A 23,355-nucleotide genomic window follows, 5' to 3' on the forward strand; every position below is an offset into this window, starting at 1 on the left:
GGGGTCAAGGGCTCCCCTCAAACCAGGATCGCGGCACGCATCCCAGTTGTGGCCTTGTCTTGCTTTTTTGTACCTGTTCACCCAGGGGCACAGTGCCGAAGTACCCATATCTGTTCTATCTGAGTTCTGCTGTAACGGCCAGAGGGCGTCATAGGTTGTAATTCTTTTGCCGCCTTTGGGGAGGAGATGGCCCTTTTCCATGGGCCTTTTCTGCAATCCCGTCGTCTTCTGCCACCGTCAGCGCCATGTTGCCATAAAAAACTCCCCCTCACGGGGAGGGAGAGTGGGCTGATCGATCATCCGGAACCGTCATCCAGCGGAGTCTTGGCTACAGGGCTCCGGTTTGATCGTCGATCAGCAGGTCATCGTCATCCATGGTCATGGCGAGGAAGTCGTCGCCATCCTCCGACAGAGCCGGGGGACGCCGCAGACCGCCTTCATCCATGGGAGATCCGATCATTTCGTCGTCGTCGGTCAGGATGCTGAGGCTACCCTCTAGGTCGTAGCTGCGGGCGGTGCGGTCATCTAGCACCACGTCCTGAAGGTCGTCGTCGAGGATGGCAGACTCGTAGCCCGGTTCGACTTCAGGGGCGGGGGCGTCTTCGTAGGCGTTGTAGCCCGTCCCGGCAGGGATCAAGCGCCCAATGATGACGTTTTCCTTCAGGCCGCGCAGCCAGTCGGACTTGCCTTCAATGGCGGCTTCGGTGAGGACGCGGGTGGTTTCTTGGAAACTCGCCGCCGAGATGAAGCTGTCGGTATTTAGGGAGGCCTTGGTAATCCCCAGCAGCACCGGAGTGTACTGGGCCGGAGCCCCACCCGTAATCGACATGGCTTCGTTGACCTGCTCCACCTGGTAGATTTCCACCAGTTCACCGGGCAGCATGGTGGTGTCACCGCCGTCGTCAATGCGGCACTTGGAGGACATCTGCCGCACGATCACCTCCGTGTGTTTGTCGGAAATATCAATCCCCTGGGACTGGTACACCGACTGCACCTCGTTCACCAGGAAGCTTTGAACTTCCTGCAAACTCTTGAGGGCGGCTTCGTGGGTGCCTTCCCCTAGACTCATGTGGTAGTCGAAGAAGACCTCCAGAATTTCGTGGGGGTTGGCGGGGCCGTCCGTGAGGTGTTCCGCCGTGCTGACCTGCTGCCCGTCGGAAACGATTACGTTCTGGCCGGGGTTGATCGGATATTCCGACACCACGCCGTCCTCTTCGATCACCTTCACTTCCACGGTTTCGTCGTCGCTGTAGACTACCTGGGCGGTACCGGGGCGACGGGACAAAACGCAGGCTTCCTTGGGCTTCCGGGCCTCCAGTAGTTCCTCAATCCGGGGCAGACCTTGGATGATGTCTCCGGTCTTGGCCCGCTCAAACACCAGTAGCACCAGGTTGTCGCCCCGTTGCACGAGGTCGCCATCTTCGATGTGCAGCACGGCTCCGGTCGAGACCCGGTAGGGCCGTGCGAGGCGTAGGGTGAGGGTGTCACCGTCGATGCTGGCCACTTCCCCAGATTCGTTGTGGCTGATGCCGGGGGCGATTTCTGTTTCTGCCACGACTAAGCTGCCCACCTTAACGCTGGGCGCTTGGCCACCCAGGTTCATCTGAACCTGGTCGGTGTCGCGCACCACCAGCAGGCGACGCACGGCCTCCTGGCCTTCACGAATCCCGCGCACGACGCCGGATTCCTTACACTTGATTTCGGTACGGGCCAAAACGGCACCGGGGGGAATCTGGTCGCCCTCCTTCACCAGCAGGGTGGTGACGGTGCTGCCCTGGGTTTGGTCGGCTACCACATCGCGGCGGATCACCTGGGTTTCCAGCACCACCATTTGCAGGCGGGTAATCTCAGGATCGGCATCGTCGGGCACGAGTTCAATGTCGGCCACGACATGGGGCGATTCGTCTTCGATATCCAGCACCAACTGAGTCCGCAGGAGTTCGACGCCATCGACCACCTCAATCCGGTCGCCATCCTTGAAGGGCACCCGCTGTACCGCCCGCAGTTTGATGGAGCTGGCGGCATCCGTCGCGGAACCCTGGCTGGGCACCGAGGGCTCGTTGGGGACGGTGTATTCCTCTACCGGACGCAGCAGAATCGCAGGCCCTTCGGGGGTTTCTACGTATTCCACGTAGCGCAGGGCGTCGGCCACTAGACCGGGCATGATTTCTTCCCCGGCGTTCACCAAGGAGCGATCCCGTTCCATCACGTCTTCGGGGGCATCCACCATGTGCAGGTCGCCCGGTTTGACGATGATCTTCCGCAGAATGTCGTTCTTCTGGGTAATTTCCACCACACCGCTGTTTTGGCAGAAGATGTCCTTCACCACTTCGGTGCCCGCTTCTAGGTATTGGCCATCCTCCACCATCAGCAGGGAGATGTCTTTGTTGACCTCGTGGGTTTCTTCGGGAATCCACAGCAGGGTGCCGCCTTGCACAACTTCGTAGCCCTGCTTGCCCTTGCCCTTTTTGGCCACCTCAACCCCAGCAAACTTGACGATACCGCCCGTCTGGGTTTTGAACTGGTCGTCTTCGAGTTCGGCAATCACCTGGCCGCTGGTGACTTTGGCCCCAGGGGTAGCAATCAAAGAGAAACGCTGCCCGTAGGAGGTTTCGATGAAGTAATGCTCCCGACCTTGGCCCTGCTCTTTGCGCACCTGGGCCTGATCCAGCATGACGGAGGCGGTGATGATCTCCACTTCCCGGCTACCCTTGTCGTCTTGGGTGTCGGGCAGACGCACGAAGCCGCCGCGCTCGGTGGTCAGCTTGGTGGCGGCTAGGGTGTCGCCCGCCTTCACGGCATCGCCGTTGCGTACCACGGGTTCGGCACCGGGCAGCAGGTTATAGACATCCCCAGACAGCACCCACAGCAGACCGCCACGCTGGGCTAGGCGAGTGGTGTTGCCCTGGCGGTCGGTTTTTTCCTCCTGCACCAGGCCGTCGAACTTCACTTCCCCAGCCAGGTCAGAGGTCACGTCCTTGGTGGCTTTTTCCGTCACCTTGCGGGTGCGCCCTGCGGAGGGCAGTTCTGCCAGCAGTTGCTCTTTCTTGACCGCATCGCCATCGTTGACGAATAGGATCGTCCCCTGGGGTAGGCGTTCCGTCTGGTTCTTGCCGCTCATCTCCACCACAAGATCCGCGTCGGACTCCAGCATCAGGGCTTCTTCGCCGTAGCGGGTGCGGAAGCCACGACTCTTGAAGCGCTTGGGCAGGCGCACAGTGCCGTCCTTGGTGGCGTTAATCCGGGGAGCCACTTCCCCGGTGAAGGTACCACCCGTGTGGAAGGTACGCATGGTCATCTGGGTACCCGGTTCGCCAATGGACTGGGCGGCGATGATCCCCACCGCTTCGCCCAAGTCCACCAGGTCAGAATGGGCCAAGCTCCAGCCGTAGCACAGTTGACACACCGACCGCGTGGCTTCGCAGGTGAGGGGCGAGCGCACCACCACCTCTTCCACCCCGGCCTTGGCAATCTTGCTGGCGGTTTCGGGGGAAATGGGCTCATTCTTGGCCAGGACAACTTCCCCGGTTTCCGGGTTGACCACATCCTCTGCCACCACCCGACCCAGCAGACGGTTTTCCAGGGGAATTAGCACCCGCTCCCCGTCGGTCATGCTGCGTAGACGAATACCGCGCTCGGTGCCGCAGTCGTGCTCACGGATAATCACATCCTGGGACACGTCCACCAGACGCCGGGTGAGGTAGCCGGAGTCCGCCGTCCGCAGGGCCGTATCCACCAGCCCCTTCCGCGCCCCGTAGGAGGAGATCACGTACTCGGTTACGGTCAGCCCTTCCCGGAAGTTGGTTTTAATGGGAAGGTCAATGATTTCCCCTTGGGGATTGGCCATCAGGCCGCGCATCCCCACCAACTGACGCACCTGGGAGATGTTCCCCCGTGCCCCAGAGAAGGCCATCATGTACACCGAGTTGAGGGGGTTGTTCTTTTTGAAGTTCTCAACCACCTGATCCTTCAGCTTTTCGCTGGTGTCGTTCCAGGTATCGATAACCTTGGTCAAACGCTCTACCTCGGTGATTTCACCCCGGATATAGCGCTCCTCAGTGGCGTTGATGTCCTCTTCGGCAGCGGCCAGCATGGCCCGTTTTTCCGCTGGTACCTGGAGGTCTTCCACACTGATGGAAACCCCGGCGCGGGTGGCGTACTTAAAGCCCAGCTCCTTAATTCGGTCGGCCATTTGGGAGGTGCGGGCGGTGCCGTACTCGGTGAATGACCAGGAGATCAGCTTTTTAAGCTGCTTTTTGTCAATGATGCGGTTCCGAAAAACCAGCGAGGATTGAGTTGCCCCTTGCTCAGCCATGTGTTTTCTGCCCCTCGTGCGGTGTACTGATGTCGTGATTGGCGGGAATGGCGGCTCCGGCTCATCCAAAAGCCAGAGCCAGACGTTAGCTTGCGATTGCTTCGAGAACGGCCTTGTTGTAGATGATGCGGCCTGCGGTGGTTTTGATGTACTGGGAAATGACGTTGCCCTCTTGATCCAGACGCACCCGCCGTTCGGAGTAAACCTGCGTCTTGATGCCGCCGGATTCCTCCTCCTGCTCCAGTACCTCCGGCTGATCCGACTCCACCGGGCCGTCATAGCGCAGCCACACCTTGGCATGGAGATCCACCAAGCCCTGCTCGAAGGCCATGATGGCGTCTTCCATGTTGGCGAAGTAGTGCCCTTCGCCCTTGGTGGCCCCAGGGTTGTCCGCCGTTAGGTAATAACAGCCCAACACCATATCCTGGGAGGGGGTGATGATCGGTTGCCCCGTGGCCGGAGACAGCACGTTGTTGGAGGCCAGCATCAGCAGCCGCGCCTCGGCCTGGGCTTCCAGGGAGAGGGGGACGTGGACAGCCATTTGATCGCCGTCAAAGTCGGCGTTGAAGGCGGGACAGACCAGGGGATGAAGCTGAATGGCGCGGCCTTCCACCAGGATCGGTTCAAAGGCCTGAATCCCCAAACGGTGGAGGGTCGGTGCCCGGTTCAGCATGACGGGGTGGCTTTCAATCACCTCTTCCAGCACTTCCCAGACGGTGTCGCTGTTGTCGCTGTGCTGGATCATCTTCTTGGCGGCCTTGATGTTGTTCACCACCCCCTGGCGAATCAGGCGATGGATCACAAAGGGCTGGAACAACTCAATAGCCATTTCGCGAGGCAGACCGCACTGGTGAATTTGCAGCTTGGGGCCAACCACGATGACGGAACGGCCAGAGTAGTCCACCCGTTTACCCAGCAGGTTTTGGCGGAAGCGGCCCTGTTTCCCTTCAATGATGTCCGACAGGGACTTGAGCGGGCGGTTGTTGGCCCCCACCACCGTGCGACCCCGACGACCGTTGTCGATCAGGGCATCCACGGCCTCTTGCAGCATCCGCTTTTCGTTGCGGACGATAATTTCCGGGGCCAGGATTTCCTGTAGGCGGGCCAAACGGTTGTTGCGGTTGATGACGCGACGGTAGAGGTCGTTGAGGTCGGAGGTGGCGAAGCGGCCCCCATCCAACTGCACCATGGGGCGCAGGTCGGGGGGAATGACGGGAATCACATCCAGCACCATCCACTCGGTTTTCGACCCGGTGGCGATGAAGTTGTCGATCACCCGCAGGCGCTTGATCAGCTTGGCCCGCTTTTGGCCCTTGGAGTTGGCGATTTCCTCCCGCAGCTTCTCGGCCACGGTTTCCAGTTCCAAATCTTGCAGCAAGCGCTGGAGGGCTTCGGCCCCAATCCCCACCTCAACGCCGGAGAGTTCGGTATCTTCGTCATAGAGCTGGTCTTCGATTTCAATCCACTGATCTTCCGTCAGCAGTTGCTTGTAGCTGAGGTTTTCAGCGTTACCGGGATCCAACACCACATAGGCGTTGAAGTAGACAATCTGCTCCACGTCCCGCAGGGGCATATCCAGCAGAATGGCGATGTAGCTGGGGATGCCCTTCAGGTACCACACGTGGGCCACCGGAGCGGCCAGTTTGATGTAGCCCATGCGGTGACGGCGCACCCGCGATTCCGTCACTTCCACGCCGCAGCGCTCGCAGACAATGCCCCGGTGACGCACCCGCTTATATTTGCCGCAGTGGCATTCCCAGTCCTTAGCGGGGCCAAAAATCCGCTCACAGAAAAGCCCGTCCATCTCCGGCTTTAGCGTCCGGTAGTTGATGGTTTCCGGCTTGGTGACTTCGCCCACCACCTGGCCGTTGGGCAGGGTGCGTTCCCCCCACTGGCGAATCCGTTCAGGGGATGCCAATCCAATTTTGACGTAGTCAAACCGCTGTTCTAGCTTGGCCATGCTGGGTGTTTTCCTTGTAAGCGCGCTCAATCGAATGGAAAGCCGTGATCTGGGAAGATCCGTGTCGGGTTAGAAGGCTGGATAGAGGGGGTTCCGAGGTGGAGACAAGGCACCCCGGAACCGGGGGTTAGCTGAAGTTAGCCAACGGCCCTAGTCTTCCATGTCCTCGCTGTCGTCGCGGGCGATGGATTCGTAGGTGGGCCGGGAGGGAGCCCGACGATTGTTGACATCGGCCATCAGGTCTACCTCAATGTCGCGGCTGGTGCCGTCTTCCTTGGTTTCCACCTTGTGAACGGCGATGTCGAGACAGAGGGATTGCAACTCCCGCATCAACACCTTGAAGGATTCCGGCGTACCGGGGCGAGGGATGGACTTGCCCTTGACGATGGCGTTGAGGGCTTCGTTACGGCCCTGCATATCGTCGGACTTCACGGTCAGCAATTCCTGGAGGGTGTAGGCCGCCCCGAAGGCTTCCAGCGCCCACACTTCCATTTCCCCGAAGCGCTGTCCACCCTGCTGGGCTTTACCGCCAAGGGGCTGCTGCGTCACCAGAGAGTAGGGACCCGTGGAGCGGGCGTGGATCTTGTCATCGACCAGGTGAACCAGTTTCAGCATGTAGGCTTTGCCCACAGTGATCGCCTTATCAAAGGGTTCCCCGGTGCGGCCATCCCGCAGGATGATTTTGCCGGGATCGTCGGGGTTGTAGACCCAATCTTTTCCGGTGGTTTCGCGGGCCTCCATCAGCTTGCCGTGGGTGGAGTTGCGGGAGGCTTCTTCGCCGTACATTTCGTCGAAGGGGATCACCTTAAAGCGGGCGTCCAGGTTCTCCGCCGCCCAACCCAGTAGGCACTCAAACACCTGACCCACGTTCATCCGGGAAGGCACACCCAGGGGATTCAGGGCAATGTCGATGGGGGTGCCGTCGGGCAGGTAGGGCATGTCCTCGATGGGCAGGATGCGGGAAATAATTCCCTTGTTGCCGTGGCGTCCGGCCATTTTGTCGCCCACCTGGATCTTGCGCTTCTGGGCCACGTAGACCCGCACCACCATGTTGGCACCGGGGGGCAGTTCGTCGCCCTGTTCGCGGGTAAACACCCGCACATCGACCACGCGGCCCTTTTCGCCGTTGGGCACCCGTAGGGAGTTATCCCGCACGTCCCGCGCCTTTTCGCCGAAGATGGCCCGCAGCAGTTTCTCTTCCGGGGGCTGGTCGGATTCACCCTTGGGCGTCACCTTACCCACCAGAATGTCGCCGGATTCTACCCAGGCCCCAATGCGGATAATCCCGGTTTCGTCGAGCTGACGCAGGGCATCTTCCCCGACGTTGGGAATTTCGCGGGTGATTTCCTCTGGCCCCAGCTTGGTCTGCCGCGCCTCAATCTCGAATTTCTCGACGTGGATGGAGGTGTAAACATCGTCGTAGACCATTCGCTCGCTGAGCAGAATGGCGTCCTCGTAGTTGTAGCCTTCCCAGGGCATGTAGGCCACCAGGATGTTTTGACCCAGCGCGAGTTCACCGCCCTCGGTGGCAGAGCCATCGGCCAGCACCTGCCCCGACTGCACCTTTTCCCCAGGAAACACGATGGGGCGCTGGTTTAGACAGGTGTCTTGGTTGGAGCGCTGGTACTTTTGCATCTCGTAGGCATGGATGTTGCCTTCGGGATCCTTAACCTTAATCAGGTCGGCATCCAGGTAGACCACCTCGCCATCGGTGCGGCTGATGATCACCATCCCAGAGTCGCGGGCGGCCTGGGCCTCCAGACCCGTACCCACCAGGGGACGCTCCGGTTGCAGCAGGGGCACCGCCTGCCGCTGCATGTTAGACCCCATCAGGGCGCGGTTGGCGTCGTCGTGCTCTAGGAAGGGAATCAAGGACGTGGCCACGGAGATAATCTGCACTGGAGACACGGCCACGTAGTCTACCTCGGTGGAGGCGGTGGTGGTGAAGTCTTGCCGATAGCGCACGGGCACGGTGTCGCCAATGATGTAGCCCTCTTCGTCGGTGGCGATATCGCCCGGAGCCACCCGCAGATCGTCCTCTTCGTCGGCGGTCATGTAAACCGGGGGAATATCCTTCCGCACCCGACCATTTTCGGCCCTAAAGAAGGGGGTTTCGATGAAGCCGAAGTCGTTGACGCGGGCGTGGGTGGCTAGGGAGCCGATCAGACCCGCGTTGGGGCCTTCCGGCGTTTCAATGGGGCAAATCCGACCGTAGTGGGAGGGGTGAATGTCGCGCACCGCAAAACCTGCCCGTTCCCGGGTCAGACCACCGGGGCCGAGGGCGCTGATCCGGCGCTTGTGGGTCAACTCCGCCAGGGGGTTGGTTTGATCCATGAACTGGGAGAGCTGGCTGGAGCCGAAGAACTCCTTAATCGCCGCTACCAGGGGTTTGGGGTTCACCAGGGAGGCCGGAGTGAGGGAATCGGCATCGGACACGGTCATCCGTTCCCGAATGATCCGCTCTAGGCGGTTGAGGCCCACCCGCACCTGGTTTTGCAGCAATTCACCCACCGAACGCACCCGACGGTTGCCGAGGTGGTCGATGTCGTCGATGCTGCCGATGTCGAATTCCAGATTAATCAGGTAGTCGATGGCGGTGAGGATGTCCGTGGGGGTCAGCACCCGCGTAGTGTCGGGCACATTCAGCCGCAGCTTGCGGTTCAGCTTGTGGCGACCCACCCGACCCAGGTCGTAGCGCTTGGGATCGTGGAAACGGGAGTACAGCAGTTGCTCACCCCCCGTCACCGTAGGCGGTTCACCGGGACGCAGCTTGCGGTACAGCTCCAGCAGGGCTTCCTCTTCACTGAATTGCCCTTCTTTTTCGATGGTTTTTTGGAAATATTCCGGGTTCCGCAGGGAGTCGAAAATTTCGTTGTCGCTCAGCCCCAACGCCTTCAGCAACACCTGGGCCGACAGCTTGCGGGTTTTATCAATCCGCACCCACACCAGGTCGTTTTTGTCGGTCTCAAACTTCAGCCAAGCGCCCCGGTTGGGGATCAGGTTGGCGTTGTAGGTACGGCGACCGTTTTTGTCGGTTTCCGACTTGTAGTACACCCCAGGACTACGGACGATCTGGTTGACGATCACCCGCTCGGCCCCGTTGATGATGAAGGTACCCCGGTCGGTCATCAGCGGCAGATCACCGATGAACACTTCCTGCTCCTTAATTTCCCCGGTTTCTTTGTTAATCAACCGAGTGGGCACATACATCTGCACCGAGTAGGTGGCGTCCCGCCGCTTGGCCTCATCCACGTCGTACTTCGGGCTTTTTAGCTTGTACTGCTTACCCAAAAAGTGCAGTTCCAGCTTGCCCGTATAGTCGGTAATCGGAGAGAAACTTTCCAGCTCCTCGATCAGCCCTTCCTCCAGGAACCAGCGGAAACTAGAACGCTGGATCTCCACAAGGTCGGGTAGAACGAAGTTGGGCGTGGTGTAGGTGATAGGTTCAGTCATGGGTTTCCTAAAGCGAGTCAGGCCCGGGCCTGGGTGGCCTTGAATTCAGACGAAAGCATCCAAACGAAAAAGTCAGCTAGCCAGCACAGTGACTAACCGATGACGGTACAAACAATGATGGGGAAGGGAGTCATGGATAGGGGGCAGGATGGCTAACCTCAGCACAGTAAAACCTTGAAACGAACAAACCCTGGGGCCGTCAATGGGGCAGCAGAAACCGCGTTAGACCAATGGATTATCCAGTAGCCAGAGCCGCTATCCTCTCGGTGAAGGGTAGGGGGTCAGGCCACTGAAAGAGCGCCCAGGCATTGCGGGTTGTCCCCTCTGCCAAAGCCTGAAAGTCCACCTGGCGCAGATCGGCAAGATAGCGGGCCACATGACTAACAAAGGCGGGCTGATTTCGCCGCTCCTTACGCATGGGTTCAGGGGAGAGGAAGGGACAGTCAGTTTCGATCAACAGGCGATCATCGGGGACGATTTGCGCCGACGCCTTAACCTGGCGGGCGTTTTTAAACGTCACAATGCCGCTGAAGCTGATGTAAAACCCCAGATCCAGAAACCACTGGGTTTCCTCCGGGGTACCCGCCCAGCAGTGCATTACTCCAGTCACGGGGCCGACGGTCTCCTGAAATTCGCGAATGAGCTGGGCCGTGGCCTGGGCCGCATCACGACAGTGAATAATCACCGGAAGAGACATCTGGGAGGCCAGGGTGAGCTGTGCCCAAAAGGCTTCCCGCTGCACCTCAGTGTTGTCGGCCTTGAAGAAATCCAGCCCCGTCTCCCCAATGGCAACCACCCGATGATCGGATCGAGCCAAGCGCCCCAGTTCTGCCGCCGTATCCACCCCCCACTGATCCACATCCAGGGGATGCAGCCCCACCGCCAGGGAAAGCTCAGGGAAGCGATCCGCAATGGCCTGCATAGCCGGAAAATCCTTGGGTTCCACGCAGGAATGAACCATCCGCACGATCCCAGCCTCTCGCCAAGCCTGAGCTAGATCGTCAAGATCGTCAGCAAATGTGTCGAAGTTGAGATGTACGTGGGTATCAACCAGCGGCATAGTCGGGGGGCAGCAATGGAGAAAACAGGGGCGATATTTGACCCGAACCGTTCCTAGGAGGCTGCGGTGCCCTGACTATCTTTCGTTTTGAGGGCTCTTGCCAAGCCAGATTTTTTCCGTGCCCCGGTGTTGGGATGCAGCACACCCCGCTTAACGGCTTTGTCAATTTTGCTGTAGGCCGTGGCCATCTTGGCCTCAGCCGCCGCCAGGTTTTCTGGAGTGGGGTCAGCCTGATAAGCCTCAGCCGCCGCCAGGTAGGATTTGCTGAGTGTTTTAACCGCTGACTTATAGGAACGATTCCGAAGCCGATTCCGCTCGGCAACTTCGATGCGCTTGAGCGCAGACTTAATGTTTGCCACAGTATGCCCTAGCTTAACAAGATTATGCTTGATCTGGATATAACATCTTAGCACCAGATGTCGCCATTCAGCAGAAGGATGATCGAATTGTCTAAATTCTGCTCCAGATTGACCGATGGGGTTGATTGGGCCGGATACGTCGTTATTATCCCCATTCCCGCCATGAAAATGGGCCTTCTAGGACTGGAATGGGGGCAACTGATTGGCAGGGAAACTCCCAGGGCCTCCGGCAAATACCCGAATAAATCGACTATCCTGTATAGAATACAACGACTCACCTAGGGCTGTCCTAGGGGGCGTTAGAGAGCCTAACCCCTGGGCCATCGTTGACTGTCGAATCCATCTGAACCCATCCGCCGTAATGCTGCGCATCATCCACCAGATTCCTGAGGCAAGGGCCGAGCTACAGCGTATCTGTGCCCGCACCCACGACGACCAGGTCGTTCACAAGGAGGCGACTGTTCGTGAGATCCTACACGCGGTTAAACGCCAGGGCGACCAGGCTTTGGTGCAGTATACCCAAGACTTTGACCGGGTTTTGCTCACTCCAGAGGATCTGCGGGTAACGGGGGCAGAAATGGACGCTGCCTACCAGCAGGTGAGTAAGCCCCTGCTGGATGCCCTGCGGGTAGCCTGTCGCAACATTGAAGCTTTTCACCGCCAGCGTTTGCCGAAAAGCTGGGTGCAGTTTGAAGACAACGGCGTGGTGCTGGGAAAACGATATACCCCGGTGGATCGGGCGGGGATCTATATTCCTGGGGGTCGCGCTGCCTACCCCAGTACGGTGCTGATGAACGCCATTCCGGCCAAGGTGGCAGGGGTATCGCGGATTGTCATGGTGACGCCCCCTGGCCCCGATAAGGCCATTACCCCAGCGGTGCTGGTGGCGGCTCAGGAGGCTGGAATTTCCGAGATTTACCGAGTGGGCGGTGCCCAGGCGGTCGGTGCCTTGGCCTATGGCACTGAAAGCATCCCGGCAGTAGACGTAATCACTGGCCCCGGCAACATCTACGTGACCCTGGCCAAAAAGCTGGTGTTTGGCGCTGTGGGGATTGACTCCCTGGCAGGGCCGTCGGAGGTGCTGGTGATTGCCGATGGCAGCGCCAACGCCGACCATGTGGCTACGGATATGCTAGCCCAGGCAGAGCATGATCCCCTGGCAGCCTCGATTTTAATTACCACCAGTGCCCCCCTCGCCGACGCCGTGGCGGCATCGGTGGCCCGTCAGCTAGCGGATCACCCTCGCCAAACCCTGACGGAAAAATCCATCGCCAACTACGGCCTCGCGGTAGTGGTAGATACCCTAGATCAGGCGGCAGAATTGTCTAATCAGTTTGCCCCAGAACATCTACAGCTTGAGGTGGACGATCCCTGGGCGCTGCTCGATCAGATTCGCCATGCCGGGGCGATTTTCCTGGGGCACTCGACCCCCGAAGCCATTGGCGACTACCTAGCGGGGCCAAACCACACCCTGCCTACCTCCGGCGCGGCCCGCTATGCCTCGCCCCTCTGCACCGAGACGTTCATGAAGCATTCCAGTCTGATTCAGTACACCCCCCAGGCGCTCCAGGAGGTGTCTGAGGCCATTGCTGTGTTGACCGAGGCGGAAGGACTGCCCTCCCACGGGCAATCGGTATCGGATCGGGTGTAGCCCCAGACCCAGCGAGAAGACGGGTACCCAGGGCACGAGTTGGCGTACAATACCTGTTCAGCCGTTGCCAAGGGATTAGGGTGCCTGTGTTTGACGTTGTTCTGATTGCCTTAGACTGTACCCCCTTCGATCAAGAGGTGATGGTAGCGGCTCAGCAGTTGCGGCTGGAGGAGGACGTAACGGTAGTTTTTGTCCACGTGCTGCCCTACGCCGAAGACACCGCTGGCCAGGACGTGTCTCGCCCGCTGCCCCCCACCCACGACTTTCCCCACGGCCAGTTAGAGCAATACCTGCGCTCCTGTGCCGATCAGTTGGCCGATCCGGCCCTGGGTCAGAATTTTCGCCTAGACACCCTATTTGAGATCGTCCAGGGCGACGCGGAAACCGAAATTATTCGCCTCGCCAACATTCACCAGGCTGATTTGATTCTGCTGGGCAGTCGGGGGCTGACGGGGGTGAATCGCATCCTGGCGGGTTCCGTCAGCAGCCAGGTGGTGGCCGATGCCCCCTGTACGGTGATGGTCGTCAAACCGCCCCAGGACTAGACTATCCTACCCCTGGATCACCCCAATCCTAGACCGCGTCTCTAGTCCGAACGACCCAGGGCATAGCGCTGACGAAACTGCTCCTCGGCCAGGGCTTCTAAGAAGTGCTTTAGGGGTTGGGGATCGGGGCTGGCGGGCTGGTCGGAGATAATTTGAATCCAACCTGACACGTCGGTGGTGCAGTGGGGAGTGAGCCCAACGGCAGCCAAGGCCAGCAGGCCCAGGTCTAGGGAAACCTCAGAAATCCTTAGCCGTTCTCTCAGGTAATCGCGGGACACGGCGGTTTGGGTGCGGGCTAGGTATTTGGCCATGCCTGCCAAGGTCTGCCAGACCGTGATGGGAGATGCGGCGTTGATAGACTCAGCATGAGCGGTTAGGCTGGCGTTCAGTCGGGGCAGATGGCCAGAAATGAGGCCAAAATCGCCAAAATCAGGAGTTAGGGCAACGTCAGGCTGAACGGTTTCCGTATCACCGACAGCAGAGCGCACATCCACCAGCTTGACGTGGTAGCCCTGGCGCTGGCTGTGATCCAACTCCACCACCACATCACAGCGGCCTTCGGGCAGTTCCTCCTTATAATGCCCCCACCACTCCCCCGGAAAGCCTGCGGTGGCGGTATCGTCCCCCAGGTCAAACTCGGTTTTGATGAAGCCGACCCCCTGGTTGGTGGCATCGCGCAGATTGCGGTGAAAGGCGTTGGCAAACCAAGCGTTCCGAATTAGCAGCCGGGGAACGGGATGGCCCATGCCGTAGGGCTCTAACAGCTTGAGTTCTCGAAATAGGTCTTGCCCCAAGTCTGCCACGGTCACGGTTAGGTCAATGGTGAGACTAGGCTGGGGAATGCCGCTGCCCAGGGCCTCCCGCACCGCTCGGTTCATGGCGGTGGTGAACATGGCTAGCCGCTCCACAGGCAGGGTAAGACCAGCGGCGAGGGGGTGTCCGCCAAAGCTGGTCAGCAAATCTGCCTGGGATTGGAACAAATTGTACAGGTCTAGGCCGGGGACGGATCGGGCAGAACCCCTGGCTAGGCGTGGTGTTTCTGGGGATTCTGCGGAACTGGGGGGATCGATGGTGAGTAGGAGAGTGGGCCGACCGAGGGTTTGACTCACCTGTCCGGCCACCAGACCCAGAATGCCCGTGGGCCATTGTTCGTCGGCCAGAATGACGCAGTGGGTCGTCGCCAGATCGAGGGCCGCGACCCGATCCATCACCTGACGGTAGAGATCTCGCTGAAGCCCCTTGCGGCGGGTGTTGGCCAGTTCCGCCTCGTAGGCGAGTTTGCGGCAGCGGGCCGCATCTTGGCTGGTGAGCAGTTCCACACAAAAGCGGGCGTCGCCATGGATGCGGCTGACGGCATTGATGCGCGGCCCTAGGCCAAAGGAAATATCCGTGGGCCGATCCCCCGTTTTCTTGCAGAGGGTCAGCAATTCTTTCACCCCTGGCCGAGGGTGGGGAGGGTGGTCTGTCAGGTGGGTTTGGAGCTGCTTTAAGCCCCGCTGGGCCAGGTAGCGGCAGTCTCCGGTGAGGTCTACTAGGTCGGCAATGAGGCCAATGGCGACGAGATCTAGGAGATGTTCGAGGGCAAAATGTGGCGGGACATCAAGGGACTCGTACAGCCCCTCTAGCAGCTTATAGGCCACCGCCACGCCGGACAGGGTGGCCAGGGGATGCCCCGTGGGGAACCTGCGGGGATTAATCAACGCTACGGCAGCGGGGTCGGTCTCCGGTAGGGTGTGGTGGTCGGTGATGATCACCTCCATGCCCAGGCGTTGGGCATAGGCTACTTCCTCCAGGTTGGTGCTGCCCGTGTCGCAGGTGACGATCAACCCTGTGCCCCAGTCCCGTACCTGATCTAGCCCTGCCTTAGACAGCCCGTGGGATTCTCGCAGCCGATTGGGAATGTAGTAATGCAGGGTAGTTCCCTGGTCAAAGAGTTGACCCAGCCCCTCCCACAGAACGGCGGTAGCCGTCACTCCATCGGCATCAAAATCACCCCAGATGGTCACGGTTTCCTGCTGCGCCATGGCCCGCTTGAGGCGATCTATCGCCCTTGCCATCGGCAGACCAAAGGCCCCCGGTGGAGTGGGGATGTAGGCCATTGGGCCACCGTCGTCCTCTAGGGGGTTGAGGAAACCCGCAACCCCCTCCAAGGGAACGAGTTGACGCTGCCACAGCACCTGCGCAGCCCAGCCTGCCAGCGTCGCTGAGGGATCTTGGGCCGTCGCGGCGGTCGCCACGGCCCAAAGCCAGGATTCTGGAGGTGGGGTAGAGGCGGCACAGTGCCAAAGTCGGGGGGAGTCATCCATCGCCTTTGGAAGCCGAGGGCTATGGCGTGCCCTAGACCATGGCTAGCAGCTTATCGAGGTTTTTGGCCGTTTCAAAGAAGTAGGCCGCGTTTTCTTCGGGGGTGCCGGGGAGGATGCCGTGGCCCAGGTTGAGGATGTGGCCGCGATTTCCGGCTTTCTTAACGGTGTCGAGGATGCGCTCGCGAATGAGTTCCTTAGACCCAAACAGGATGGCAGGATCCACATTGCCCTGGACGGCAACGTTGGGGCCAAGGCGACGACGGGCTTCGGCCATGTCCACCGTCCAATCCACGCTGACAATATCCACGCCAGACTCGCCCATCATGTCAAAAATTCCGGCGCTGCCGCTGATGTAGAGAATCAAAGGCGTGTCGGGGTGGGTTTGCTTCACCTGCTGCACCACCCGCTGCTGGTAGGGCAGGGCGAAGGTGCGGTAGTCCATGGGGCTGAGCTGTCCGGCCCAGGAGTCGAAAAGCTGCACCACCTGGGCACCGCAGTCGATTTGGTAGCGCACGTAGTTGGCAATGTTGTCCGCCAGTTTGCCCAGCAGGGTGTGGAGCATGGCGGGCTCGCTGAAGGCCATGCCCTTGATGTTGGTGTAGCTCTTGGAGGTTTTGCCCTCTACGGCGTAGGCGGCGAGGGTCCAGGGAGAGCCCACAAAGCCCAGCACGGCGGCTTCGTTGCCTACTTCTTGGCGCAGGGTTTGCAGGATGGTGCGAATGTAGGGCAGGGCCGTTTCGGGATCGAGCTCGTGCACCGCGTCAATTTGGGCCTGGGTGCGAATGGGGGGATCGATAATCGGGCCTTTGCTTTCGATGATATCGAAGGGAATGCCCATCCCCGGCAGCGGCGTGAGGATGTCGGAGAACATGATCACGCCATCGGGACGGAAGGCGCGCCAGGGCTGAAGGGAAATTTCGATGGCCAGATCGGCATTTTCCGACCGCTCCCGGAAGGAGGGATACTTGTCGCGCAGGTCTCGGTATACCTTCATATAACGCCCTGCCTGACGCATCATCCATACGGGGGGACGATCTAGCACTTCGTGGCGGGCGGCGCGGAGCAATAAAGGTACCTGATTCGCTGCGGTCATTGAAGCGTCACCAATTTACAAGAACGGTTTACAAGGGGAGATTAACAAGGGCGATTTTAAGCGCACAGGCTAGCTTATCACTCTGCGATGCCCTAGTGCCTACAGAGCGCGGGTTTCAGCATCTTTGGTTGTTACATTTGTACATATTTTTAAGGCGCTTCACCCTAAGATGCACGGTGGGGCAAGACCAGAATGGGGTGTCTGCTCCTGCCCCATCGTGAGAAGATCGGGGCCTAATCTTGGGGTGCCCTTGGGAGGCGGTGGGGGCTATGGGCTGGGGATCAAGGCACGTTGCCGCCCTAGTACCGGAAAATCACCCGTGGGGCAGGGCGAATATCCATATGCAGAAAGCCCTTGGCTTGGCCGAGGCCGATTCCTTTCACCGCAGGTTCGTCTTTGAGTACCGTCAGCAGGGTGGCAAAGTTGCCGTTGAGGGGGTAGATGTCGGCGGCCCGACCAGGGATATGTTGGGAATTGGGCACGCCGATCCGCAGATGGGCCGGACGGAAACCAGAGGTGACGCCAATGGACGACCCAAACTTCGTGCGGATCCGGCCAAACACCTTGGCAACTTCCTGGATGTTTTTGACCTCACTGGCCTGGGTGGGGCGACGGGTGAGGTTTTTGGTCATTTCCCCCCAGGTGAGGTAGGAGCCGGGCAGAATCCACTCGTTGGCGTAGACCAAGCCCACGGTGGGCAGCGTGGCCGACGCGCCCGATTTAGAGCCCGCATTGATCAGCGGTTGCTGGTTCAGCCCCTCCCCTTGCTCAGACAGGGTGCCCGGAGCCGAAAGCTGAGCTAGCAAATTGAGAGTCGTTTGGCCAATGCCCTTGGGATATTCCAAATGCTGATCGGCCTTGAACTTGGCTAGGGCTGCCAAGGTCTTGGGGCCACAGACGCCATCAATGGCTCCATCGAGGTAGCCGCCAACCTTGAGCTGGGTTTGAACCCACCGGACAATATTGGGTTCGAGTTCGTCGATGTTACGCGGAACCGTGAGCGTGGGCGCTTGCACCATGGTCGTGTCTCCTGACAGACTCGGCTGTCTATTGCATCTGCCTCCAGTGTGTCCTCGGTCTGTGGCTACAGCATGATTTGTAAGAACATTGAGCATATTTTGTAAAAATGAGACATAAACCCCAGCCCCAGGGCTCAGTTCCCTCGATTAGATCCGCATGATTCCGGGCCATGGCACCTTAGAATGGGAGACTGTGACTCGATTGGCAAGCTGACCTAACGCCCATGGATATTGTGAGTTTTATTGAAACCCTGGCCGGGAAATGGTTTTCCCAGCGCACCACCCACTACCTGGCCAGCCAAACTTCCAAGGCGGGGCAGTCTAACTTGCTGATGGAGGTGCTGCCCGCCACTGATGCTAGCCTGGTGCAGCTGTGCGAAGCCCAGGGCCAAGATCCCAGCCACATCGTCTGCGGCCTTAAGGTTGACCAAGACAGCCGCCTGGATGGCGATACCCGCAATACCCAGCGCACCACGGTGATGGTGATGTTGCAGCCCACTGCCGAGGGCAAAGGGGTGTTGCTGCAAGCCAGTTCCAAGGAAACCGTGGCCCTGGGTGAATATAGCCTCGACAGCGACGTGCTGACTCTTACCACCCAAACCCCCGACGGCACGGTGCAGGAACGCCTTTGGTTTGCCAACCCCAACCTGCGGATGCGGACGAGCGTCCTGAAGGTGGGTGATATTGAGCACATGGCCTCCTTTTGCTCGGAAATTCGCCTGGGCGGAGCACCTGTTCAAAGCTAGCTTCAGGGGCCGTCGAGGGAGCGACTACCGCTGCCCCAAGGGTGAAAATATGAAAAGCGCCTAGGGTCAAAATCCTAGGCGCTTCCTGTAGAGCATCAGTTGTGTCAGGCAATTGTGTCAGGCAATCGCATTAGTCAGTCTTGATGGCTGACTAATGCAGGGCGGTGGGACTAGCTTGCAGAAGCACCGCTACGGCCATAGGTTGCCCAAAAGCTGGGGTGAACTTTGCCCTGGATGTGATTCCAGTAGCGGGCCGCATCGGTGGGCAGTCCGGCTTCGGTGGCTAGGCGGGTCAGCATGGACTGCTGCCGACGCTTAACGGTGCGATGACGATTGAGCATCATCAGCCGCGCTTTGTCTTCGGTATTCACCGCTGCGGCCACAGGTACAGGGGCAACAACGGGAGCCGTCACAGGGGCCACATCAACGGTAGAGCCCGTGCTGTAGGCCACACCGCGATACATCAGATCAAGGGTGGGCTGCTGTACGGGAGCCTTGGTGATGGTGCGGAATCGGATATCCACGCCCCGGAATTTGCCGCTTTCATCCACGGCCTTCAGGGCCACAGTGGGGGGAGTATATTCGTAGCTAACGCCGCGATAGGTAAGTTTCATGAGGTCGCCTCCAAAAGATCAAGGAATTTGATCCGAACCTTGGGGCGCGTTCCTTCGGGGGGATCAACCCCTACTTCCGTCCCTCTCTGATCCAGTTGAGATGAGCGAGAGAGATGAACGAATTTCAATTTCCTTCTGTATAGTAAGCTACGGTTTTGAAAAAAGTCAAGGTGCGTCTTCGACTGTAAAGGTTCTTCATGCATTCCCTGTTCCCTGGATTCGCGCCTAGGAGAGATCGGTGGGCGCGGTGGAATCGGTGGGGCGGGCAGGGGGGGAATTGGCCCCCAGGGATTGGATCGTTTGACTGAGGTCTAGCCCGGTACTTTCCTTGAGTTGGGCCAAAAAGGCGGCGATTTTGGTGGCGTTGGTGCCGCCGCTGGCATCAATGACCGTGACCTTATCGACGGCCACATTGGGGATGGTATCTACCAGGTTGGCCAACAGGGCCTCTAGCTTCTGGAACAGGAAGATGTCGCGGGCGTTGTCTCCGGCGACTTGCCAGGTGGTGGCCAGGGCTCGGAGACCTTCGGCGCGGGCGCGTCCGTCTTCAATGATGCTGGCCGCTTCCCCCTTGGCCTGGGCTTGGGCCTGTTGGCAGGCGGCGGCGGCGGGGGCAATCACGTCGGCCTGAAGTTGTTGTTCTACCTGGTTGCGGCGTTCCCGTTGCACGGCCAGGGCAGCTTCGGTGCGAGCTACTTCGGCGGCAATTTCCGCTTCGGCCTCGGAGATGGTGGCTTGGCGCTGGCTGAGGGCATTTTGCAGTCGCCGTTCGGCCTCGGCGCGGGTGGTGGCAATTTTGGCCTCAATTTGGCGCAGGGAGGTGCGGCGCAGGTTTTCGGCAGATTGCAGGGCCGACTGGGCCTTAGCTTCGGCTTCAGCAATGCGGGCATCGCGCAGCAGATCGGCCCGCTGCTTGCGACCAATGGAGTTGAGGTAGCCCACATCGTCGGAGATGTTTTGGATTTGCAGGTTGTCCAAAATCAGCCCCAGTTGGGCCAGGTCATCGTCGGCTTCGTCTAGCAGGTTTTGCACAAAGGCCATTTTGTCTTCGTTTACCTGCTCTGGGGTGAGGCTGGCCAAGACGCCGCGCAGGTTGCCTTCGAGGGTTTCGCGGGCAATTTTTTCGATCTCTTCCCGGCTTTTGCCCAGCAGCCGTTCAATGGCGTTGTGGATGGCGGGTTCTTCCCCGGCAATTTTGATGTTGGCCACGCCGTCTACATTCAGGGGAATGCCGCCCTTCGAGTAGGCGTTTGTCACCCGCAGCTCAATGATCATGTTGGTGAGTTCCATGCGGAAGGTTTTTTCCAGCAGGGGTTTGCGGATGCTGCTGCCGCCTTTCACCAAGCGATAGCCTACCCGCCGTCCATCGCTGACGACGCGGCGATCTCCAGCAAAAATCAGCACCTCACTGGGCTGACAGATGTAGTAGAGGTTGCGAATCACCAAGATGAGGCTACCGGTGGCCCCAAACATGACCACTAGCAGGGAAAAGATGAGGCCCATGAGTTTTCCTCCAGGGGTAAATTGCGGTGAATATCAACGGAAATTGGGATCAACGGCACGAAGGAGTCGGGGGATCTGAGCCACGGTCGTACCGTGGCTCAGCTAACGGCCCGCGCCTTAAGTATCCGTCGAGGGATTGCTTGAGGGATCGGTCGAGGGATCGGTCGAGGGATCGGTCGAGGGATCGGTTGAGGGATCGGTTGAGGGATCGGTCGAGGGATCGGTCGAGGAGTCAGCCGGGAGATTAATCCATGGGCCTGCCTCTGGCGGTGCCTCGGTGCTGGACGAGGTCGGGTTGGATGCTGCTGGGTTAGGCGTCCACTCACGGGAGGTTGGCGACGGGGTGGCGATGGGTAATTCACGGCGGGGCAAGGCTAACCCAGGGGCCGACCCATTGCCCGCCGGACGACGGGTGGCTAGGGGAATGCCCAGGATCGATTCCGACTGATGGAGGAACTGCTTCACCATTTCGGGGTAGGCGTTGAGGAGCGACGCCATGGCCTTACCGTCGCCGTTGTCGATGACGTTTACCTCGCCGAGGTGCAGCCGACTGGGGATGCGTCCGGCCTCCTTCAGCACCATTTCGAGCTGCTGCACCAGGAAGAGTTCCGAGGCATCAACGCCAGTGTCTTGCCACACCCGCACCAGCAGTTCGCTGGCCTGGGCCGAGGCTTTGGCATTTTCCTCTAGAATGGCCGATGCGCCCCTGGCCTGAAATTCCTGGGCGCGTTGCTGGGCCTGGGCGGGCAGCACTTTCTCTACCTCCAAACGGGCCTGCTCTAGCTGGGCGCGAAGGGCCTGGAGTTCTCGCTGGGCTCTGGCCTTGGCTTCTTCGGCGGCGGCTTGGGTGCGTTCCTCTTCAATGCGGGCCTGTTTATCCACATCGGCGGTGATGCGGCGCAGTTCGTTTTCCTTCTCTTCGATGGCGGTACGGGCCTGGGTTTGGGCCACCTCCGCCTGTCGGCCACTGTCGGCTTCAATCTGTTCGGCCTCGGCGACGGCGTTGGATTCGGCAATTTCCGCATCCTTGACCACCGTGGCAATTTGCCGCCGCCCAATGGAGTTGAGGTAGTCTACCTGATCCGCCACGCTTTGAATTTTCAGGGTATCCAGTTGCAGCCCCAGCTTAGCCAGGTCGTTTTGCACATCGCTGGCAATGCGCTCAGCAAACTGAAGCCGATCTTCATTGAGCTGCTCCGGCGTGAGGGTGGCCACGACGCCGCGCAGGTTGCCCTCTAGGGTTTCCCGCGCCACTCGGGCGATTTCCTCTCGGCCTCGGCCTAAAAAGCGCTCGATGGCATTGCCCACCAGGGTTTCATCGCGGGCTACTTTAACGTTGGCAATGGCTTGAATATCCAGGGGTGTTCCCCCCTTGGCGTAGGCATTCGTTACCTCAATGGGCACGGGCATGGTGGTCAAATCCATCATCCGCACCGTTTCTAAAATCGGCACCCGAAACGTGCGCCCACCATAAATCACCCGGTAGCCCACCACCTGGCCATCGGGGCGGTGATACTTGCGGCCCGAAATAATCAAAATCTTGTTGGGGTCGCAGATCTGCACCAGGGCATTGACGCCCCAAATGGTGATCAACACCGCAAAAATCAACACCGCCACTGCGCCGCCGCCCACCGACTGGGCCACAACGGGCACCGCTGGCTCCGGCGGCAACGCTTCTGCCGCCCTGACTGTTTCCACTTGATTCATTCCATCTGCCATAACCTACCTCGCTTAGCAACCTCAACTGATCCTTGAACTGACCCCTGTGTTTCGCAAACTTGGCCCGTCCTTCCGGGAAACCAGCTATACCCCCACCTCACTCGCCCACTCCCTCCGCCGAAGCCACCCACAGCTTGCCGTGCTCCATGCCGACGACCAGGACGGCTTCACCGACGGCAAAGGCGCGTTCCTCTTGGGTGATGGCGAAATAGCTAACGGTGGAATCGCCCAGCACCAGCCGCACTTTGCCGCGACTGGCTTGGTCGAAGGGGATTTCTACCTGCCCTACCTGTCCAATGAGGAAGTCGGGGTTGACCATGCTGCTGATGGGCTGGCGACTGAGGGAACGCAGCACCGCCGCCGCTCCCCAGCCGCAGAACAGCCCCATGCCCAAGGCAATCAAGGCTGTTAGCCAGGGGCCAAGGTCAGGGACGATCAGGGTAATGAGTATCCCCGTGAGGCCAAAGAAACAGAGGCAAAATGTCCAAAATCGCAGGCTGAGCAGCGGCAACCACCAGCGAGACCGTAGGGCGGTGAGGGTTTGGTCAATCTGGGTACCCACGTCGATATCGTCGAGGTCGGCGGGGAGTTCGGCGTCCAGATCTAGGTCAAAATCGGCATTGATATCGACCCCGTCTAAGCCCCCGATGGCCGCCAGCAGCACGAAGATCCCTCCCACAATGAAGCTAAGTCCGTAGATCGTCATGGCTGACCCGATTCCTCCTAGAACGATCTTCCCAGAAGCATGGCCAGAACGCAGAGGGCGTTTACTTCCCTCGCTGCATTGCTTCAATGGGGGTAGTCCTGTTTGCTAGGCTACTCTTACCGTGGGCTAACCCTTCCGTTTCTTCAGGAATTCCTTAGACCGTTAGCCCCTTCTGCAACACCTAGGTAAACTCGACCGTTCCAGATCCCTAGGCCCAATGCCAAGGAAAAGGGAGGTACAGACGTGCCATAGATGGGTACTGTAGATCAGAGAACCATGAGTTTACGTCGCGCAATAACGGATAGG

Annotated in this window: 15 protein-coding genes and 1 riboswitch; of the genes, 3 read left to right on the forward strand and 12 right to left on the reverse strand. The window is 59.5% G+C overall.

Going from position 1 to position 23,355, the window contains the following annotated elements; genetic code table 11:
- Window positions 1-328 precede the first annotated feature (328 nt).
- The 5 genes from GFS31_RS12325 to rpsT form a co-directional block, all read right to left on the reverse strand.
- Window positions 329-4,315: a DNA-directed RNA polymerase subunit beta' gene (locus GFS31_RS12325; RefSeq protein ID WP_198805106.1), complete on the reverse strand. Its 3,987-nt coding sequence runs from the start codon at window positions 4,313-4,315 to the stop codon at window positions 329-331.
- An 85-nt stretch (window positions 4,316-4,400) separates the two neighbouring features.
- Entirely contained in the window at window positions 4,401-6,275 is a 1,875-nt protein-coding gene (locus tag GFS31_RS21270) for a DNA-directed RNA polymerase subunit gamma (RefSeq protein WP_198805107.1), read from the reverse strand.
- A 150-nt stretch (window positions 6,276-6,425) separates the two neighbouring features.
- On the reverse strand, window positions 6,426-9,728 hold the full coding sequence (rpoB, locus tag GFS31_RS12335) for a DNA-directed RNA polymerase subunit beta (protein WP_198805108.1): 3,303 nt from the start codon (window positions 9,726-9,728) through the stop codon (window positions 6,426-6,428).
- Window positions 9,729-9,963: 235 nt separating this feature from the next.
- A complete protein-coding gene (locus GFS31_RS12340; RefSeq protein ID WP_198805109.1) occupies window positions 9,964-10,788 on the reverse strand; it encodes a TatD family hydrolase in 825 nt (274 codons plus the stop codon).
- Between the two features lie 53 nt (window positions 10,789-10,841).
- A complete protein-coding gene (rpsT, locus tag GFS31_RS12345) occupies window positions 10,842-11,147 on the reverse strand; it encodes a 30S ribosomal protein S20 (protein WP_198805110.1) in 306 nt (101 codons plus the stop codon).
- 361 nt (window positions 11,148-11,508) lie between these two features.
- Here rpsT and hisD point away from each other — a divergent pair, with 361 nt between their 5' ends.
- Window positions 11,509-12,798, forward strand: a complete 1,290-nt coding sequence (gene hisD, locus GFS31_RS12350) for a histidinol dehydrogenase (RefSeq protein WP_198805111.1) — start codon at window positions 11,509-11,511, stop codon at window positions 12,796-12,798.
- An 86-nt stretch (window positions 12,799-12,884) separates the two neighbouring features.
- Window positions 12,885-13,343, forward strand: coding sequence for a universal stress protein (locus GFS31_RS12355; RefSeq protein ID WP_198805112.1), 459 nt, complete (start codon window positions 12,885-12,887; stop codon window positions 13,341-13,343).
- 41 nt (window positions 13,344-13,384) lie between these two features.
- Here the strand turns inward: GFS31_RS12355 and recJ are convergent, their stop codons facing one another.
- From recJ to GFS31_RS12370, 3 genes are all read right to left on the reverse strand, one after another.
- On the reverse strand, window positions 13,385-15,649 hold the full coding sequence (gene recJ, locus GFS31_RS12360; protein ID WP_198805113.1) for a single-stranded-DNA-specific exonuclease RecJ: 2,265 nt from the start codon (window positions 15,647-15,649) through the stop codon (window positions 13,385-13,387).
- Between the two features lie 31 nt (window positions 15,650-15,680).
- Window positions 15,681-16,742: a uroporphyrinogen decarboxylase gene (gene hemE / locus GFS31_RS12365; RefSeq protein ID WP_198805114.1), complete on the reverse strand. Its 1,062-nt coding sequence runs from the start codon at window positions 16,740-16,742 to the stop codon at window positions 15,681-15,683.
- A 299-nt stretch (window positions 16,743-17,041) separates the two neighbouring features.
- On the reverse strand, window positions 17,042-17,761 hold the full coding sequence (locus tag GFS31_RS12370) for a D-Ala-D-Ala carboxypeptidase family metallohydrolase (RefSeq protein ID WP_198805115.1): 720 nt from the start codon (window positions 17,759-17,761) through the stop codon (window positions 17,042-17,044).
- A gap of 224 nt (window positions 17,762-17,985) precedes the next feature.
- Between GFS31_RS12370 and GFS31_RS12375 the strand changes: the two genes are divergently transcribed.
- Entirely contained in the window at window positions 17,986-18,507 is a 522-nt protein-coding gene (locus tag GFS31_RS12375) for a phycobiliprotein lyase (protein WP_198805116.1), read from the forward strand.
- Window positions 18,508-18,677: 170 nt separating this feature from the next.
- Here the strand turns inward: GFS31_RS12375 and GFS31_RS12380 are convergent, their stop codons facing one another.
- The 4 genes from GFS31_RS12380 to GFS31_RS12395 all read right to left on the reverse strand — a co-directional run bounded on the left by GFS31_RS12380 (window position 18,678) and on the right by GFS31_RS12395 (window position 23,049).
- Entirely contained in the window at window positions 18,678-19,121 is a 444-nt protein-coding gene (locus GFS31_RS12380; RefSeq protein WP_198805117.1) for a DUF4278 domain-containing protein, read from the reverse strand.
- Window positions 19,122-19,164: 43 nt separating this feature from the next.
- Window positions 19,165-19,243, reverse strand: a riboswitch (Glutamine riboswitch).
- Window positions 19,244-19,346: 103 nt separating this feature from the next.
- Window positions 19,347-20,624: a flotillin family protein gene (locus tag GFS31_RS12385; protein WP_198805118.1), complete on the reverse strand. Its 1,278-nt coding sequence runs from the start codon at window positions 20,622-20,624 to the stop codon at window positions 19,347-19,349.
- A gap of 117 nt (window positions 20,625-20,741) precedes the next feature.
- The gene (locus tag GFS31_RS12390; RefSeq protein WP_263974832.1) at window positions 20,742-22,343 is read right to left on the reverse strand and encodes an SPFH domain-containing protein; all 1,602 of its coding nucleotides are present in this window, start codon (window positions 22,341-22,343) and stop codon (window positions 20,742-20,744) included.
- Between the two features lie 97 nt (window positions 22,344-22,440).
- A complete protein-coding gene (locus tag GFS31_RS12395) occupies window positions 22,441-23,049 on the reverse strand; it encodes an OB-fold-containig protein (RefSeq protein ID WP_198805119.1) in 609 nt (202 codons plus the stop codon).
- Window positions 23,050-23,355 lie beyond the last annotated feature (306 nt).

The sequence above is a fragment of the Leptolyngbya sp. BL0902 genome (assembly GCF_016403105.1).
In the GTDB taxonomy this organism is placed as follows: domain Bacteria; phylum Cyanobacteriota; class Cyanobacteriia; order Phormidesmidales; family Phormidesmidaceae; genus Nodosilinea.

Excerpts from the sequence above, each read along its gene's own strand:
- GFS31_RS12325 (WP_198805106.1), bottom strand. The coding sequence starts at position 4,315 with ATGGCTGAGCAAGGGGCAACTCAATCCTCGCTGGTTTTTCGGAACCGC.
- GFS31_RS21270 (WP_198805107.1), bottom strand. The coding sequence starts at position 6,275 with ATGGCCAAGCTAGAACAGCGGTTTGACTACGTCAAAATTGGATTGGCA.
- rpoB (WP_198805108.1), bottom strand. The coding sequence starts at position 9,728 with ATGACTGAACCTATCACCTACACCACGCCCAACTTCGTTCTACCCGAC.
- GFS31_RS12340 (WP_198805109.1), bottom strand. The coding sequence starts at position 10,788 with ATGCCGCTGGTTGATACCCACGTACATCTCAACTTCGACACATTTGCT.
- hisD (WP_198805111.1), top strand. The coding sequence starts at position 11,509 with ATGCTGCGCATCATCCACCAGATTCCTGAGGCAAGGGCCGAGCTACAG.
- recJ (WP_198805113.1), bottom strand. The coding sequence starts at position 15,649 with ATGGATGACTCCCCCCGACTTTGGCACTGTGCCGCCTCTACCCCACCT.
- hemE (WP_198805114.1), bottom strand. The coding sequence starts at position 16,742 with ATGACCGCAGCGAATCAGGTACCTTTATTGCTCCGCGCCGCCCGCCAC.
- GFS31_RS12370 (WP_198805115.1), bottom strand. The coding sequence starts at position 17,761 with ATGGTGCAAGCGCCCACGCTCACGGTTCCGCGTAACATCGACGAACTC.
- GFS31_RS12375 (WP_198805116.1), top strand. The coding sequence starts at position 17,986 with ATGGATATTGTGAGTTTTATTGAAACCCTGGCCGGGAAATGGTTTTCC.
- GFS31_RS12380 (WP_198805117.1), bottom strand. The coding sequence starts at position 19,121 with ATGAAACTTACCTATCGCGGCGTTAGCTACGAATATACTCCCCCCACT.
- GFS31_RS12385 (WP_198805118.1), bottom strand. The coding sequence starts at position 20,624 with ATGGGCCTCATCTTTTCCCTGCTAGTGGTCATGTTTGGGGCCACCGGT.
- GFS31_RS12390 (WP_263974832.1), bottom strand. The coding sequence starts at position 22,343 with ATGGCAGATGGAATGAATCAAGTGGAAACAGTCAGGGCGGCAGAAGCG.
- GFS31_RS12395 (WP_198805119.1), bottom strand. The coding sequence starts at position 23,049 with ATGACGATCTACGGACTTAGCTTCATTGTGGGAGGGATCTTCGTGCTG.